13 protein-coding genes are annotated in these 15,573 nt (G+C 75.4%); 9 read left to right on the top strand and 4 right to left on the bottom strand.

The genetic code is table 11. The annotated features are described in order from the left end of the window. Positions 1-159: 159 nt before the first annotated feature. Both ACIQVD_RS17085 and ACIQVD_RS17080 read left to right on the top strand, forming a co-directional pair. Positions 160-1,380, top strand: a complete 1,221-nt coding sequence (locus ACIQVD_RS17085) for a M64 family metallopeptidase (RefSeq protein ID WP_402289878.1) — start codon at positions 160-162, stop codon at positions 1,378-1,380. 65 nt (positions 1,381-1,445) lie between these two features. Then, positions 1,446-2,834 (top strand): nitrate/nitrite transporter, encoded by a 1,389-nt coding sequence (locus tag ACIQVD_RS17080; RefSeq protein WP_402289875.1) that lies wholly within the window; start codon positions 1,446-1,448, stop codon positions 2,832-2,834. Between the two features lie 10 nt (positions 2,835-2,844). Here ACIQVD_RS17080 and ACIQVD_RS17075 read toward each other — a convergent pair whose 3' ends face one another. Further along, positions 2,845-3,672 carry a maleylpyruvate isomerase family mycothiol-dependent enzyme gene (locus ACIQVD_RS17075; protein ID WP_400682863.1) on the bottom strand — a complete coding sequence of 276 codons (828 nt, stop codon included), beginning with the start codon at positions 3,670-3,672 and terminating at the stop codon, positions 2,845-2,847. A 159-nt stretch (positions 3,673-3,831) separates the two neighbouring features. Between ACIQVD_RS17075 and ACIQVD_RS17070 the strand changes: the two genes are divergently transcribed. The 3 genes from ACIQVD_RS17070 to ACIQVD_RS17060 all read left to right on the top strand — a co-directional run bounded on the left by ACIQVD_RS17070 (position 3,832) and on the right by ACIQVD_RS17060 (position 6,363). Beyond that, positions 3,832-4,629, top strand: coding sequence for a carbon-nitrogen family hydrolase (locus tag ACIQVD_RS17070; RefSeq protein WP_400682865.1), 798 nt, complete (start codon positions 3,832-3,834; stop codon positions 4,627-4,629). A gap of 145 nt (positions 4,630-4,774) precedes the next feature. Beyond that, positions 4,775-5,671 (top strand): GntR family transcriptional regulator, encoded by an 897-nt coding sequence (locus ACIQVD_RS17065; protein ID WP_402289871.1) that lies wholly within the window; start codon positions 4,775-4,777, stop codon positions 5,669-5,671. A gap of 44 nt (positions 5,672-5,715) precedes the next feature. Then, positions 5,716-6,363 carry a hypothetical protein gene (locus ACIQVD_RS17060; RefSeq protein WP_402289868.1) on the top strand — a complete coding sequence of 216 codons (648 nt, stop codon included), beginning with the start codon at positions 5,716-5,718 and terminating at the stop codon, positions 6,361-6,363. Positions 6,364-6,468: 105 nt separating this feature from the next. Here the strand turns inward: ACIQVD_RS17060 and ACIQVD_RS17055 are convergent, their stop codons facing one another. Beyond that, positions 6,469-7,254 carry an SLATT domain-containing protein gene (locus ACIQVD_RS17055; protein WP_400682873.1) on the bottom strand — a complete coding sequence of 262 codons (786 nt, stop codon included), beginning with the start codon at positions 7,252-7,254 and terminating at the stop codon, positions 6,469-6,471. A gap of 484 nt (positions 7,255-7,738) precedes the next feature. On the opposite strand from ACIQVD_RS17055, the gene purD reads away from it, so the two are divergent. The 4 genes from purD (at position 7,739) to ACIQVD_RS17035 (ending at position 13,644) form a co-directional block, all read left to right on the top strand. After that, complete coding sequence (purD, locus tag ACIQVD_RS17050) at positions 7,739-8,983, top strand: phosphoribosylamine--glycine ligase (RefSeq protein WP_100837266.1); 1,245 nt, start codon at positions 7,739-7,741, stop codon at positions 8,981-8,983. A gap of 498 nt (positions 8,984-9,481) precedes the next feature. Beyond that, positions 9,482-10,981, top strand: coding sequence for a hypothetical protein (locus tag ACIQVD_RS17045; protein WP_400682876.1), 1,500 nt, complete (start codon positions 9,482-9,484; stop codon positions 10,979-10,981). A 163-nt stretch (positions 10,982-11,144) separates the two neighbouring features. Next, a complete protein-coding gene (locus ACIQVD_RS17040) occupies positions 11,145-12,686 on the top strand; it encodes a N,N-dimethylformamidase beta subunit family domain-containing protein (RefSeq protein WP_402289865.1) in 1,542 nt (513 codons plus the stop codon). A gap of 58 nt (positions 12,687-12,744) precedes the next feature. Beyond that, a complete protein-coding gene (locus tag ACIQVD_RS17035) occupies positions 12,745-13,644 on the top strand; it encodes a phosphoribosylaminoimidazolesuccinocarboxamide synthase (protein WP_400682881.1) in 900 nt (299 codons plus the stop codon). Positions 13,645-13,687: 43 nt separating this feature from the next. Here the strand turns inward: ACIQVD_RS17035 and ACIQVD_RS17030 are convergent, their stop codons facing one another. Both ACIQVD_RS17030 and ACIQVD_RS17025 read right to left on the bottom strand, forming a co-directional pair. Continuing rightward, positions 13,688-14,302, bottom strand: a complete 615-nt coding sequence (locus tag ACIQVD_RS17030) for a response regulator (protein ID WP_402289862.1) — start codon at positions 14,300-14,302, stop codon at positions 13,688-13,690. After that, the gene (locus tag ACIQVD_RS17025) at positions 14,299-15,543 is read right to left on the bottom strand and encodes a sensor histidine kinase (RefSeq protein WP_402289860.1); all 1,245 of its coding nucleotides are present in this window, start codon (positions 15,541-15,543) and stop codon (positions 14,299-14,301) included. The genes ACIQVD_RS17030 and ACIQVD_RS17025 overlap by 4 nt, the downstream gene beginning before the upstream one ends. Positions 15,544-15,573: the final 30 nt, after the last annotated feature.

Here is a 15,573-nt window from a genome sequence, read left to right as displayed (position 1 = left end):
GGGGGAATCGGTGGGCCGCTCCGGACGGGTCGCGCATTGGGCCGCCCGAGGGAGTTTCGCGCCGCCCGGGCCGGGCCCGCGGCCCGGATGGGTACGTGTGTGCGATCAGACCACCCGCGCAGCCAGGCCGGGTGACCGTCGCAGCGAGGACTCCCGCGTATGCCGACTGGTGCTCCCGGCCCCGTGATGCGTTCCGCCGCCGCCCTGCTGCTGGTGGCCGCCGCCGCGCTGCCCGCCGCGGTGGAGCTGGTCTCGCCCGCGCCCTCGACCGCGATAGGCCCGCCGCCCGGCCCGGACCGCCCGGCACCGCCCGCCCGCCCCGACCTGCGGGCCCCCGGCGCGCCCTCGGTGGACCTGCGGCTGACCGGCGACGCGGCCAACCGGATCACCCTGGTGCTGCTCGGCGACGGCTACACCTCCGCCCAGCAGCAGCTCTTCCACGAGCAGGCGGACCGGGCCTGGCGGGCGCTGCTGGAGATCGAGCCGTTCCGCACCTACCAGGGGTTCTTCAACATACGGCGGGTGGACGTGGTCTCCCCGGTGGCGGGCATCGCGGAGACCGAGAGCACCGGGAAGGACCCGGCCACCCCGCTCGGGATGCACTTCTGGTGCGAGGGCACCGCCCGCCTGCTCTGCGCGGACGAGGACGCCACCGCCCGCTGGGCCGGACAGGGCGGCGGGCCGCAGTACCTGATCGCGCTGGCCAACTCCACCGAGTACGGCGGGGCCGGCGGCACCGGGGTGACCACGCTGTCCGGCGGCAGCCCGGACGCCGGGCGGATCATCCAGCACGAGATCGGCCACACCGTCGGCGCCCTCGGCGACGAGTACGACTCCGCCCCGAACGACCCGGACTACCCGAACCTGGCCACGGTGGACGCCGAGGAGATGCTCCGGGAGAAGACCAAGTGGTGGCACTGGCTGGGCGCCGAGTCGCCGGACGGCGGCGGGGTGATCGGCACCTACCGCAGCTCCAACGGCCTGTACCGGCCGACCGCCGACTCGGTGATGCGCACCCTCGGCAGCACCTACAACCTCCCCTCCCGGGAGGCGATCATCGAGCAGCTGTACCACCGGGTGAAGCCGGCCGACGAGCCCGAGCCCGCCTCCGGCCCGGTCTCCGGACGGCCGAAGCTGCACGTGCGGCCGCTGGCGCTGACCGGACCGCGGCAGCTGCGGATCAGCTGGACCCTGGACGGCAAGCCGGTCGACCCGAGCACCGCGGACGGCACCTGGCTGGACACCGGGGAGCTGGCGCTGGAGCCGGGCGGCCGGCACACCGTCACCGCGACCGTGCGGGACACCACCGACTGGGTGCGCGACGAGGGCTTCCGCGAGCGGTACATGACCCGGACCGAGAGCTGGACGCTCACCGGCTGAAACCGGACGTCCCGGACCACCCCGGCCCAAAGATCAGGTCATGGGATGACTAGCCTGGTAGCACTATGAGCGTGGACCCCGCCCGCACCGCACCGTCCCTGTCCGCACCCGCTCCCCGCCGACCCGCCGACGCCGCCGCCGTCCCCGGCGCTCCCGAGGCTCCCGGGGCTCCCGGCTCTCCCGCCGCCCGGATCGTGGACGAGGTCTTCCACCCGCCGGGCGGACGCGCCGCCTGGTTCGCCTGGTCGCTCGGCGTCGCCGTCTACGTCCTCGCCGTGGTGCACCGCACCAGCCTCGGGGTGGCCGGGCTGGACGCCTCCGCCCGGTTCGGCATCGGCGCCTCCGCCCTGTCCACCTTCTCCATCCTGCAGGTCCTGGTGTACGCCGGGATGCAGGTCCCGGTCGGCCTGCTGGTCGACCGGATCGGCCCGCGCCGGGTGCTGCTGTTGGGCGTGGCGCTGATGAGCGCCGGGCAGCTGGCCTTCGCCTTCTCCACCGCGTTCGCGCCCGCGCTGGCCTCCCGCGCGGTGCTCGGCTGCGGCGACGCGATGACCTTCATCAGCGTGCTGCGGGTCGCCGCCCGCTGGTTCCCGGCCGCCCGCAACCCGTTCGTCGTCCAGCTCACCGGCCTGATCGGCACCGGCGGCAACCTGGTCACCACCGTGGTGCTCGCCCAGGCGCTGCACACCGCCGGGTGGAGCGCCACCTTCGGCACGATCGCGCTGACCGGCGTGCTGGTCTTCGCCGTCGTGCTGGTGCTGCTCAAGGAGGCCCCGCCGGGCGCGCCGACGCCGGTGCGGCACGAGAGCCTGCGGCTGCCGGTCGGGCAGCAGATCCGGGCCGCCTGGTCCGAGCCCGGCACCCGGCTCGGGATGTGGGTGCACTTCACCACGGCGTTCCCGGCCTCCGCGTTCGGCCTGCTCTGGGGGCTTCCCTACCTGGTCGAGGGGCAGGGCATGTCCCGGGCCGGGGCGGGCGGCATGCTCAGCCTGCTGGTGCTCAGCGGGATGGTCTTCGGCCTGCTGTTCGGCCGGATGGTCTCCCGCACCGCCGCCTCCCGGCTGCCGATCGCGTTCACCGTGCTCGCTGTCACCGCGCTCTGCTGGACCGCCACCCTGGCCTGGCCGCACGGGCACCCGCCGACCTGGCTGCTGGTGGTGCTGATGCTGGTCATGGGCAGCAACGGCCCGGCCTCGCTGATCGGCCTGGACTACGCCCGCGCGTACAACCCCGCCGAGCGGATGGGCACCGCCTCCGGCATCGCCAACATGGGCGGCTTCATCGGCTCGATGATCACCCTGCTCGGCATCGGCGTCCTGCTGGACGCGCTCGCCGACCCGGGCAGCGACGGCTACAGCGCGCACGCCTACCAGCTGGCGTTCTGCTTCCAGCTGCTGCCGCTGCTGCTCGGGACGGCGATGATCCTGCGGCTGCGCCGCAAGCTGGTCCGGTAGCGGCTCGGGCTCAGGGGGTGCTCGCCAGGTGGGCGAGCACCCGGTCGCCCAGCTCCCGGTCGCCGATCACGTTGACGATCGCGGTCTCCGGGCGGACCCGGCCGCAGCACAGCCGGACGAAGGTCTGCCAGTCCATCGACAGCCGCACCTCGGGGGCCAGCACCACCGAGTCGTCCACGGTGCCCCGGCCGTCCGGGCCGACCCGCACGGTGCGGTGGAAGGGCAGCGCGCCCGCCACGTCGAAGGCCACCGTGGTGCCGATCGGGGCGCCCGCCTCCTTGGCGACCTGCTTGGGCAGCGACTCGATCAGCCAGTCCCTGGTGACCACCGCGGCTGGGGAGTCCAGGTTGCCCGGGGTCTGCAGCGCGCGGCGCAGGTCCTGCTCGTGCACCCACACGTCGAAGGCCCGCATCCGCAGCAGCGTCGCGTACGGGACGTCCCGGGCCAGCGGGCCGGCCGGCCAGCGCACCGGGTCGTTCGGCTCGTGGCGGGCGTTGCGCAGCGCCCGGGAGCGGCGGATCACCGTGTACTCCAGCTCGCTGGTGATCTCCACCGGCGTCCAGCAGCGGCGCTTGTCGACCGGCAGCTCCATGTACCGGGTGAACTCGTTGGTGACGTGCCGCAGGTCGCGCGGCAGCGCGTGGATCGGGCGCGGGTCGCCGAGCAGCTCGGACTCGATGCCGATGACGTGCGAGACGACGTCCCGCACCGACCAGCCGGGGCACTCGGTGGCCCGGTTCCAGGCGTCGGTCGGCAACGGGGCGAGCAGCTCCGATATGGACTCGATCGACTGCGTCCACGCGTCGGTGTACGCCTGCACGGCCTGCTTGTCCGTCACGGGTATCTCCGGCCCCTCCGTCGGCTTGCGTCGTCCCACGTCGTCCGGGCTGCCGAGACCTCCGCACGGACGCGCATACGGCACGTTACGCTGCCGGGTGAGAGCAGGGCAGCGCTTTCGGGTGACGATCGTAGGACTCTTGTCGTGGACGGTGGTACTGTGCGCGCTTCATTGATCCAACTCGCCGTGTCGGACGCCGAGCCGGCCGCCGAGCGGCGGGCCAGGGCGGCGGCGCTGGTCCGCGCCCAGGACGGCGCCGACCTGGTGGTGCTGCCCGAGCTGTGGCCGGTCGGCGGCTTCGCGTACGACGCCTGGCCGACGGGCGCCGAACCGCTGGACGGGCCCACCGCCGAGGCGATGTCCGCCGCCGCGAAGGCCGTCGGCTGCTGGCTGCACGCCGGATCGATCGTCGAACGGGACCCGGACGGCCCGATCTACAACACCTCGCTGCTGTTCGCCCCCGACGGCGAACTCGTCCGCACCTACCGCAAGATCCACCGCTTCGGCTTCGACCGCGGCGAGGCCGTCGTGATGGGCGCCGGGCAGGAGATCGTCACCGCCGACACCGGCTTCGCCGCGCTGGGCCTGGCCACCTGCTACGACCTGCGCTTCCCCGAGCTGTTCCGGGCCCTGCTGGACGCCGGCGCCGAACTGCTGGTGGTCCCCGCCGCCTGGCCGGCCCGGCGCGCCGAGCACTGGAACCTGCTGGCCCGCGCCCGGGCGGTCGAGGAGCAGTCCTTCGTGCTCGCCTGCAACACCGCCGGCACCCACGGCGGGGTCGAGCAGGCCGGCCGCAGCATCGTGGTCGACCCCTGGGGCCGGGTGCTGGCCGAGGCCGGGCCGGACGAGCAGGTGCTCACCGTCGACTTCGACCCCGCCCTGGTCGCCGAGTGCCGCGCCGACTTCCCGGTCCACCGGGACCGGCTGCTCGGCATCCCCGCCCCCGTGCAGCGCTGACGCCCCCCTCGGCGCCGGTCCGCCGCCGAGGGGGCGGATTTCTCCGTGCCCTTGGTCCGGATTGACCATTCCGGGGTACTCTGTGCGCGTTTTGTGTGCCGGATTCCGGCCGCATGAGGGCGCGCGGCACGGAGAGGGGTCGGCCATGACCGCTGCGGAAGCCGGGCGCGGGCGCGCCCTGATCCGGCGCAACAGCCTCCGCGAGCAGATCGCCGACGCCCTGCGCGACGAGATGATGGCCGGCCGGCTCCCGGCCGGGCGGAACTTCACCGTCAAGGAGATCGCCGAGGTCTACGGCGTCTCGGCCACCCCCGCCCGGGAGGCCCTGGTCGACCTCGCCGCCCAGGGCCTGCTGGTCAGCGAACCGCACCGCGGCTTCACCGTCCCCGAGTTCACCTGGCACGACTTCCTGGAGATATTCGAGGCCCGCACCCTGCTCACCGACAACGCGCTGCGCCACCTGTCCGGCCGGCCGTACGGCTACGACTGGTCCCGGCTGGCCTCGCTGCGCCGCCGGGCCGACGCCGCCGCCCGGGCCGCCCGGGCCGGACAGCTCGACGTCCTGGTCGGCTGCGACCTGCGGTTCTGGCAGGAGGCCGCCGGGGTGCTGTGCAACGACCGGATCGCCGACTACCTGGGCTGGCTGCGGATCCAGTCCTGGATGTTCGCCGCCCCGCACCTGCGGGCCGGCGGCGAGCTGGCCGGCGTCTGCTGGGACCGGCACGGCGAACTCGTCGACCGGATCGAGGCCCGGGACCGGCAGGGGGCGCACCGGATCGTCAACGACTACAACCTGTTCACCGTCGAACTGCTGGCCCGGCGGCTCGACCAGCCGCTCGACGGCGTCGCGGTGCTCCGGCTGCTGCGCGAACCGGTGGTCCCGGCGCCCGCCGCGGCGGTCGAGCGGCCGCCCGGCACCGCCCCCCAACCGGCCTCCGCCGCCGTCGGGTTGGGCCGGGTGCCGATGCCCCGCTTCGTGCCGCCCGGCCGGTTCGCCCGGCCGTTCCGCCCGGGCAGCGGGGAGCCCGCCACGGGCCGGTAGGGTTGGGGCCCGTTGCCCCGCCACCCGAGAGGATGAGCCGGCCCATGGCCTGCGACCTCTGGCTCGTCCCGCTCGTGGACGTGCTCTCCCACAGCCCCGAGAACCCGTTCCGCGAGGACCTCGACCGCTACAACACCGTGCTCGCCCAGCACGGCCTGCCGCCGGTCCCGGTGCACCCGTACGTCCCGGGCTTCTCCGGGGACGTCGAGGCGATAGCCGCGTTCGACTACGACTCGCTCCACTTCCTGCGCCGCGCCTACCTGCTGGGGCTCACCGGGTTCGAGGTGACCCCGGTGGACGCGCTCGGCAGCGACTACGAGCAGCTGCTGGAGATGTTCGAGGCCACCGCCGAACAGTCGCACCTGGTCTGGCACTTCGACCACGCGGGCGCCTACCTGCCGATGGAGTTCCAGGCCCCGCTGGTCGCCGACGAACTCCTCGCCGCGGGCGGGCCGTTGGGCTCCTCCTACGGGCTGCTGAGCGAACTCCAGGCGGTCGCACCGCTGTTGGGGATCGACCCGCTCGAACCCCCGGTGCCCACCCGCCCGCTCGGCCCCACCCAGCTGGAGCAGCCCTTCGGGCCGCCGATCGACGACTTCCACCCCTACGCGCGCGAACGGCACGCCTGGTCCGGCCTCTACGCGGCGGCCACCCGCAGCGTCACCCAGGGCTCGATGATCGTCTTCGCCTGAGCCTGAGCCTGAGCCTGAGCCTGAGCCCGAGCCTGGGCCCGAGCCTTCGTCTGCGCCCGCGAACGGTACGGGGCCCGGGGCACGCGCCCGGGCCCCCGGCCCGGCTCAGCGCAGGGGGCCCTCCGGGGGACGCTGGCGCGGCATGGTGGGCCGGGTGCCCGGCGGCGGCAGGACGCGGACCTGGGCGTTGGAGCCGCCCTCGCTGCGGCCGCCCCAGGCGCCGGGGGCCTGGGTGGGGAGCCGGCTCATGCCGGCCCGGAACTCCAGCATCCACTCGGAGGTCTCGCTGCGGACCATGTCGGAGACGTCCTCGCAGAAGCGGCGCAGCACGCCCAGGCAGCGCTCGGCGGCCTCGCCCGCGGTGCCCTCGGTCGGGCCCAGGACCTCCCGGACGCACTCGGAGGCCCAGTCGAACTGGAAGGCCTCCAGGCGCCGCTGCAGGGCCTGCGAGGTGGAGACGTCGCGCATCCAGCCGGAGGTGAGGCCGAAGGCGCGGTCGGCCAGCAGCGCGGCGGCGGCCAGGGCGAGGCCGGTGTAGCCCCACTCCACGGCGTGCGGGAGCTCGCCGGTCAGCGAGACCAGCGGGGCGGTGACGCCGCCGACCGCGAACACCGTGGCGGAGAAGCGCAGCAGGCGGGCCCAGCGGCGCTTCCAGACCCGGTCCCGGCGGTACCAGTCGATCGCCTCGACGGCGCGCTCCTCCGACCAGCGGTAGAGCTCCTCCAGGCGCTCGGCGGGCTCGCCCCAGTCGCCGAGCGGGAACTGGCGCGCGCTCAGGTCGGCCCGGCGGCGGGTGGGGGTCCGTCCGCCGGAACCCGGGACGGACTGGTCGTCGTCGGCGACCTCTTTGCCCCAGGGGCTCTCCTCGGGCTGCATTTCCGGCTGGCTCACCTGTGGCGCTCCCTGTGGCGGGGTGACTGCGGAGGCCCGGCGGGCACCGGGACTGGCGGGACGGGACCCGAGCGGCCCGGAGGTCGGGCCGTCGGCGCGCGGAACCGGTGGTTCGTTGCGTGGCGGTGCGGACCCGTGGCGCCGCGCGCGGGTCTGGGAACCGCCCATGGTGCCGTGCCCGGCGGTGCGGCCGGGTCCTGGTCCAACAGCACTTCTTACCGCCAAATGGCTTACCGTGGGGGCGCTTCCGCAGTGATCGTTATGTGATTTCACCTCCGGAAGACGAGGTGGGAGGGTTGCGGCGGGCGGCCGGATTTCACCCGTCCGAGCGAGGCGGGCCGGGGTCGCCGGTGTGACGGACCGGCTGCCCGGAGCGGCTCTCGTGCTTTCCCACGAATCACCGGGCGTCGACCGGCCCGGCACCTGGAGCTTCCGCCGGAGCCGCCGACGGGACGGAACCGGCCACCGACTAGGCTTGGCAGGCGTGAAGGTCCTCGTCATCGGAACCGGCGCCCGCGAACACGCCCTGTGCCGCTCACTGTCCCAAGACCCGGCTGTCTCCGAGCTGCACTGCGCCCCGGGCAACGCCGGGATCGCGCGGGTCGCCGCGGTGCACCCGGTCGACCAGCTGGACGGCGCCGCGGTCACCGCGCTCGCCCGGGAGCTGGGCGCCGACCTGGTGGTCGTCGGCCCGGAGGCCCCGCTGGTGGCCGGCGTCGCCGAGCCGCTGCGGGCGGCCGGCATCCCGGTGTTCGGCCCCGGCAAGGAGGCCGCCCAGCTGGAGGGCTCCAAGGCGTTCGCCAAGGACGTGATGGCCGCGGCCGGCGTCCCCACCGCGCGCTCCTACGTCTGCACCACCCCGGAGGAGGCCGCCGCGGCGCTCGACGCCTTCGGCGCCCCGTACGTGGTGAAGGACGACGGCCTGGCGGCCGGCAAGGGCGTCGTGGTCACCGAGGACCGCGCCGCCGCGCTGGAGCACGCCGCGGCCTGCGATCGGGTCGTCATCGAGGAGTACCTGGACGGCCCCGAGGTGTCGCTGTTCGCGATCACCGACGGCACCACGGTGCTCCCGCTGGTCCCCGCGCAGGACTTCAAGCGCGCGCTGGACGGCGACCGGGGCCCCAACACCGGTGGCATGGGCGCCTACTCGCCGCTGCCGTGGGCCCCCGAGGGCCTGGTCCAGGAGGTGCTGGACACCGTCCTGCAGCCCACCGTGGACGCGCTGCGCCACCGCGGCACCCCGTTCTCCGGCCTGCTGTACGCGGGCCTGGCGCTGACCTCGCGCGGCACCCGGGTGATCGAGTTCAACGCCCGCTTCGGCGACCCGGAGACCCAGGTCGTGCTGGCCCGGCTGCGCACCCCGCTGGCCGGCGTGCTGCTCGCCGCCGCCAACGGCACGCTCGGCGAGCTGGAGCCGCTGCGCTGGTCCGAGGAGGCCGCGGTCACCGTGGTGATGGCCTCCGAGGGCTACCCGGCGAGCCCGCGCACCGGCGACGCGATCGAGGGCCTGGCGGCGGCGGAGGCCGGCGGCGACGCGTTCGTGCTGCACGCCGGCACCAGGTCCGGCCCGGCCGGCGAGGTGCTGACCGCGGGCGGCCGGGTGCTGTCGGTGACCGCCGTCGGCGCGGACCTCGCCGAGGCCCGGGCCAAGGCGTACGCGGGCGTCGCCGAGATCTCCTTCAAGGGCGCCCAGCACCGCACCGACATCGCCGCCGAGGCCGCCCGGTAGCCGCCCGGCATCCTTTCGGCCGCCATCCCGGCCGCCATCCCGGCCGCCATCCCGGCAGCCGCCCGGCGGCCGGACCCGCCCGCGGGGCGCTGCGCCCGGACCGACCCGTCCGGACGCAGCGCCCCGCGGCGTTTCCCGAGGTCGTCGCGGTCAGCACCGTGACCGGAAAACCAGCCCTTCGGGTGATGGCGCGGGCATCCTGCTGACGGGGCGCGAGCGCGGGCCTTAGGGTGCGCTGCATCGCGCCGGGGCGGGGGCACCGGCGCGGACGCGGCTCGTCGCGCCGACGCGCCGGGGGGATGCTGGGAGCGGTGGCGCGCCCCGACACGGTGTCACCAGGACGGGTGGAATCGCCGGACTTCCGGAACACCCGCCCGCACCGGGGCGTCGAGACTGGCAGGAGAGCGCCACGCGAGTCGCACCACCGGGTTCGGCATCCGCCGCTTCCCGTACCGGAATTGATCGAGTCGAGTCGGCTGCGAAGGGGGTGCCGCGGCGATGGCTGCAGTGGACACCGCACGCGCACGAGCCCAGGCCGTCCTGCGTCTGCGCGGACGGGCCGTGGCCGCCGCCGCGCTGCCCGCCGCCTGCGCGGTGGTGCTGTTGGCCGGGCGGTTCACCGGACGGATAGGCGCCCCCGGGTCGCCGGACGCCCCGCTCTGGGACGGCATCCGCTGGGCGGTCTGCGCGGTCGCCGCGCTGACCCTGGGGCTGGCCGCGCTGGTCGCCGCGGCGCACCGCCGGGCCGTCCCACCGGTCACCCCCGCGGTGCCGCTGGCCCGGGCGGACGCCCCCGAGCTGTACCGGCTGATCGAGGAGCTCGCCGAGCGGCTGGACGTCCCGGCGCCCGCCGCGATCGCGCTCACCCCCGACTGCGACAGTTGGCTGGAGGAGCCGCACCCGGCCGGCCGGCCCGGCCGCGGCACCGGCCCCGCCGCACCGGTGCTGGTGATCGGCTCCCCCTTCCTGTGGTGGATGCGGGCCGCCGAACTGCGCGCCCTGCTGGCCCCCGTGGTGGCCGGCACCGCCGCGGCGGCCGACCCCGACATCGCCGCCGCCCGCCGCTGGCTGCGCACCCTGGACGCCGCGCTGGGCGAGCGCCGCCGCGGCCCCGCCGCACTGACCGGCCCGGTCGACCGCCGGCTGCTGGGCGCCTGCCGCGAGCACTCCGCCGAACTGGAGCACGCCGCGGCCGCCTGGGCCTCCGAGCGGGCCCGGGCCGTCGACTACGGGCCGCGGATCGCCGCCCAGGCCCAGGTCGGCCTGGCCTACGCGGGCTGGGACCGGCTGCTCACCCGGGTCGCGCTGCCCGCCTGGCGGCTCGGCCTGCACCCCGCGCACCTGAACGCCGGCGTGGTCTCCGCGCTCACCGAACTCTCCCGCCGGGACCGGCTGGCCGACGACTACGGCAACCGGCTCGGCGACCGCCCCGCCTGCGACCTGCTGGAGGAGCCCGGCCTGGTCGACACCCGGGTCTCCCGGCTGGCCGCCGAACTGCTGCACGAGGAGCCGGCCGACGGCTGGCAGCCGCTCGACTGGGCGGACTACCCGCGGCAGGTCGTCGACCGGGGCTGGCGCGCCCAGGCCGCCGCGCTCCAGGCCGCGCTCGGCGAGGACCGCCCGCAGACCGGCCCGGCGCTGGACAAGCTGCTGGCCCGGCTGGCCGCCGGCGAGGCCGAGGAACTGGCCGCCGCGCTGGCCGGCCAGGTGGCGCGCGCCGCCCGGGTCGCGCCCCCGCTGCCCCCCGTGCGCAGCGGCCGGGACCTGCTGGTCGAGCACCTGACCGCTACCGTCTGCTGCGCCGCGGTGGACGCGGGCACCGCCACCCCCGGCCTGGACTGGCTGGACGGACCGGTCCTGGTCTGCCCGGCCGCACCCCGGGCGGAGCTGGCCCCCGCGGTGGCCCGCGCGGTCGAGGACGGGCAGGACGGTCCGCTGCGCGCCTGGCTGGAGCGGGCCGGTGTCCGACTGGAACGACCGGTACGACTTTCGGGCTGAACCGGGACGGTTCGGGAGTGTCCCGGGAAACCCGGTTTCATCCGTACCAATTGCTACGGTGGGGTGACGCTTCGCCGTCCAACTGTGGTGTGCTGGTCCGCACGCACATCCGCATGGCAATTGCCAAACCCTCGGTGGATGGGCGAAGGGGTGGGGAGGGCGTGTGGGGACGGAATCCAACCGCCGGTGGGAGTCCGGCACGCTGGCGCACGGGGTGTCCGACCCGTTCGGGCAGGGCCCGCTGCCCTGGCTGCGCAGCCCCGACCACTACCTGGCCGACGGCGAGGGCGTGGTCCCCTGGTACGTGAGCGTGGACGCCCCCGGGCAGCGGCCGGTGGACGGTCCGGCCCGGCCCCGCCCGGCGGTCAGCGGCCCGCGCAACGCGGACGACGTGCGCCGGCAGATCAAGGGCTTCGCCTCGGCGGGCACCGCGCGCCCCGGCGGCGCGGTGGACTTCCGGGTGACGGTCAACCCGCCGCAGGAGTTCCAGGTCGACGTCTACCGGATCGGCCACGACGCGGGGGACGGCGCCCGCCAGGTGTACTCCAGCCCGCTGATCGCCGGCCTGGCCCAGCCCGCGCCGATGGTCGCCGACCGCACCGTCTCCTGCCACCACTGGTGGCAGTCCTGGCGGCTGCAGGTCCCGGCCGACTGGCGCTCCGGCGCGTACGTCGCCGTGCTGACCACCGCCGACGGCGGCCACCGCAGCCACATCCCGTTCACCGTACGGGACTTCGCCCCCGCCGACCTGCTGCTGGTGCTGCCCGACGTGACCTGGCAGGCGTACAACCTGTTCCCCGAGGACGGGCACCTGGGGGCCAGCCTCTACCACGCCTGGGACGGCGCCGGGCACCTGGTGGGGGAGGCCGAGGCGGCCGTCACGGTCTCCTTCGACCGGCCGCACGCCGGGGCCGGGCTGCCGCTGCACGTCGGGCACGCCTACGACTTCATCCGCTGGGCCGAGCGCTACGGCTACGACCTGGGCTACGCCACCGCCACCGACCTGCACGCCGGGCTGGTGGACGCCTCCCGCTACAAGGCGCTGGTCTTCCCCGGGCACGACGAGTACTGGTCGGAGCCGATGCGGCGGGCCGCCGAGCGGGCCCGGGACGGCGGCACCTCGCTGGTCTTCCTGTCCGCGAACGCCGTGTACTGGCGGGTCGAGCTGTCGGCCGGGCCGAACGGCGAACCGTCCCGGCTGCTGAACTGCCGCAAGCGCCAGCGGGTCGCCGCCGACCACCCCGCCGCCGGGGTGCCGGGCGCGGCGTCCGCGCTGTGGCGGGACGCCGGGGAGCCCGAGCAGCACCTGCTGGGCATCCAGTACGCGGGCAGCGTGCCCGCGCCGGTGCCGCTGGTGGCCCGCAACACCGGTCACTGGCTGTGGCAGGGCACCGGGCTGGCGGACGGCGACGAACTGCCCGACCTGGTCGCCGGGGAGGCCGACCGCTACTACCCGAAGGTCCCGCTGCCCGCCCACACCGAACGCGTCCTGCTCGCCCACTCCCCGTACCGGGACGCCGCCGGGCGGGCCACCCACCAGGAGACCTCGCTGTACCGGGCGCCCAGCGGCGCGTACGTGTTCGCCGCCGGGACGTTCGCCTGGTCGCCCGCGCTGGACCGGCCCGGCCACACCGACGAGCGGATCCAGCGGGCCACCGCCAACCTGCTGGACCACCTCTGCAAGGAGGGGCGAACCGACTCCTGACCGCACCGGCGTGAAAGACTCGCCCGCAGAGCCCCCCAGCTGTGAGGACTGACTGAGCGTGAGCGGATTCGTCACCAAGCCCGAGCCGGTCCAGGTGCCCGGCCTGGTCCACCTGCACACCGGCAAGGTGCGCGACCTGTACCGGGACGGCAGCGGCAACCTGGTGATGGTGGCCAGCGACCGGACCTCCGCGTACGACTGGGTGCTGCCCAACGAGATCCCCGACAAGGGCCGCGTCCTCACCCAGCTCTCGCTGTGGTGGTTCGAGCGGATCGCCGACATCGTCCCCAACCACGTCGTCTCCACCGAGCTGCCCGAAGGCGCCCCCGCCGACTGGGCCGGGCGCACCCTGGTCTGCCGCAGCCTCGACATGGTGCCGGTGGAGTGCGTCGCCCGCGGCTACCTGGCCGGCTCCGGGCTGGAGGAGTACCGGGCCGACCAGACGGTGTGCGGCATCGGCCTGCCCGCGGGCCTGGAGAACGGCTCCGAGCTGCCCGGCCCGATCTACACCCCCGCCCTCAAGGCCGAGGTCGGCGAGCACGACGAGAACGTCTCCTACGAGGAGACCGCCCGCCGGATCGGCGCCGAACTCGCCGCCACCCTGCGCCAGACCACCCTCGCGGTGTACTCCCGGGCCCGCGACATCGCCCGCGAGCGCGGCCTGATCCTCGCCGACACCAAGTTCGAATTCGGCCTGCTGGACGGCGAGTTGGTGATCGGCGACGAGGTGCTCACCCCCGACTCCTCGCGCTTCTGGCCCGCCGACGCGTGGCGGCCCGGCCAGGACCAGCCGTCCTTCGACAAGCAGATCATCCGCGACTGGCTGACCTCCCCCGCCTCCGGCTGGGACCGCCGGAGCGAGAACCCGCCGCCCCGGCTCCCCGACGAGGTCGTCGCGCACACCCGGCAGCGCTACCTCGACGCGTACGAGAAGCTCACCGGCCTCGACTGGAAGTGACTCGCCGCCGCGGCCGGCTGTAGGGGTCCCCTCCCGGGGCTCCCTACAGCCAGCCGTGCTCGCGGGCGATCCGGACCGCCGCGTGCCGGTTCTCCGCGCCGAGCTTGCCCGCGGCCGAGGAGAGGTAGTTGCGCACCGTGCCGGGGGAGAGCCCGGCCCGCTCGGCGATCTCGGCGACCGGGGAGCCGTCCGCGGCCAGCTCCAGCACGTCCGTCTCGCGCGGGGTCAGCGGGGAGTCGCCCGCGCTGATCGCCTCCGCGGCCAGCTCCGGGTCCACGTAGCGGCCGCCCGCCCGGACGGTGCGGATGATGCCGGCCAGATCGGAGGCCGAGACGGTCTTGGGCAGGAAGCCGCGCACCCCGACCTCCAGGGCCCGCTTCAGGTACCCGGGGCGGCCGTGCCCGGTCACGATCATCACCCGGCACTCCGGCAGCCGGTGGCGCAGCTCGGCCGCCACCTCCAGGCCGTCCAGGCCCGGCATCTGGAGGTCCAGCACCGCCACGTCCGGGCGGTGCGCGGCGGCCATCGCCAGCGCCTCCGGGCCGGACGCCGCCTCCGCGACCACCGTCAGGTCGTCCTCCAGGGCGAGCAGCGCGGCCAGCGCGCCGCGGATCAGGTGCTCGTCGTCCGCGAGCAGCACCCGCACCGGACCGGTCATGACGTGGATCCCCTCGCTGTGGTCGGTAGTTCGGCGGTCAGTCGGAACCGCCCCGGGCCGCTGCCGGCCGCGGTCAGGGTGCCGCCGTGCGCGGCCAGCCGCTCGCCCAGGCCGCGCAGCCCGCTGCCCGCGCCCTCCGCGCGCGGCGGCGGGACGGCCGGCACGCCGTCGTTCTCCACCTCCAGCAGCGCCGTCCCGCCGGAGACCCGCAGCCGGAAGCGGCAGTTCGCGGCCTCCGAGTGCCGCAGCACGTTGGTCGCCGCCTCCCGCACCACCCAGCCCAGCACCGACTGCGCCCCGGCGGGCAGGCCGTCCGCGCCGGACAGCTCGGTGCGGCAGTCGACGTTCGCCGCCCGCAGCACCGAGGCGGCGCCGGCCAGTTCGGTGTGCAGCTCGACGGTGCGGTAGCCGCGCACCACCTCGCGGACCTCGCGCTGCGAGTCCTGCGCGATCCGCTGCACCTCGGTCATCTGGTCCACCGCCTCCGGGCGCTGACGGCGGGCCAGCTGCACCGCCAGCTCGCTCTTCAGCGCGATGGTGGCCAGGTTGCGGCCCAGCACGTCGTGCAGGTCCCGGGAGAAGCGCAGCCGCTCCTCGGCCACCGCCAGCCGGGCCTGGGTCTCCCGGGCCCCGTCCAGCTCCCAGACCACCTTCGCGGTCCACGCCGAGCCGCGGGCGGTGGCCCCGGCCATCGTCGAGCCGATCAGGCAGCCGAGCAGCACCCCCAGCACGAACCCGGCGGGCTCGCCCGCCGCCAGCAGCACCACCGCCACTGCCGCCAGGCCGGCCACCGCCGCCGCCACCGCCCGGAGCACCGGCAGGGCCAGGAGCGCGGTGGCGATCCAGAAGGTCATCGTCACGACCGCCACCGGCGTGGACGTCTCCGCCCCGTCCAGCGGGCGCGGCCCGAGCAGCAGGGCCGCCGCCGACAGCGCCGCCGACACCGCGCCCGACACCGCCGCCCAGCCGTACGGGTGCGGGCGGCGGCCCAGGTAGGCGGGCAGCCCGGTGCGCACCAGCACCACGTTCAGCGCCGCCGCCAGCAGCGTGCCCGGCACCTCGACCCGCAGCTCGACGGCCGAGGCCCGCCGCTGCCCGTACGCGCTGCCCAGCAGGCCGTACACCGCGAACACCTGCAGCACCGCCACCGCGTACAGCGACCAGCGCATGTACAGCTCGGTGCGCTGCGGCTTGGACAGGGCCCGCCAGCGGCGGACCGGTCGTGGTCGGCTGACCCGCACGGCTCGGTTCCTCGTTTCTCGACGGCTCCG

It is taken from the genome of Kitasatospora sp. NPDC090308 (assembly GCF_044769485.1).
Taxonomy (GTDB): domain Bacteria; phylum Actinomycetota; class Actinomycetes; order Streptomycetales; family Streptomycetaceae; genus Kitasatospora; species Kitasatospora fiedleri.
Note: the sequence above shows the minus strand (reverse complement) of the source record. Positions and strands in the feature narration are given on the sequence as shown.

Bases quoted from the DNA above. Each gene is read 5' to 3' on its own strand.
- ACIQVD_RS17030 (WP_402289862.1), bottom strand. From the start codon at position 14,302: ATGACCGGTCCGGTGCGGGTGCTGCTCGCGGACGACGAGCACCTGATC.
- ACIQVD_RS17065 (WP_402289871.1), top strand. From the start codon at position 4,775: ATGACCGCTGCGGAAGCCGGGCGCGGGCGCGCCCTGATCCGGCGCAAC.
- ACIQVD_RS17045 (WP_400682876.1), top strand. From the start codon at position 9,482: ATGGCTGCAGTGGACACCGCACGCGCACGAGCCCAGGCCGTCCTGCGT.
- ACIQVD_RS17060 (WP_402289868.1), top strand. From the start codon at position 5,716: ATGGCCTGCGACCTCTGGCTCGTCCCGCTCGTGGACGTGCTCTCCCAC.
- ACIQVD_RS17085 (WP_402289878.1), top strand. From the start codon at position 160: ATGCCGACTGGTGCTCCCGGCCCCGTGATGCGTTCCGCCGCCGCCCTG.
- ACIQVD_RS17080 (WP_402289875.1), top strand. From the start codon at position 1,446: ATGAGCGTGGACCCCGCCCGCACCGCACCGTCCCTGTCCGCACCCGCT.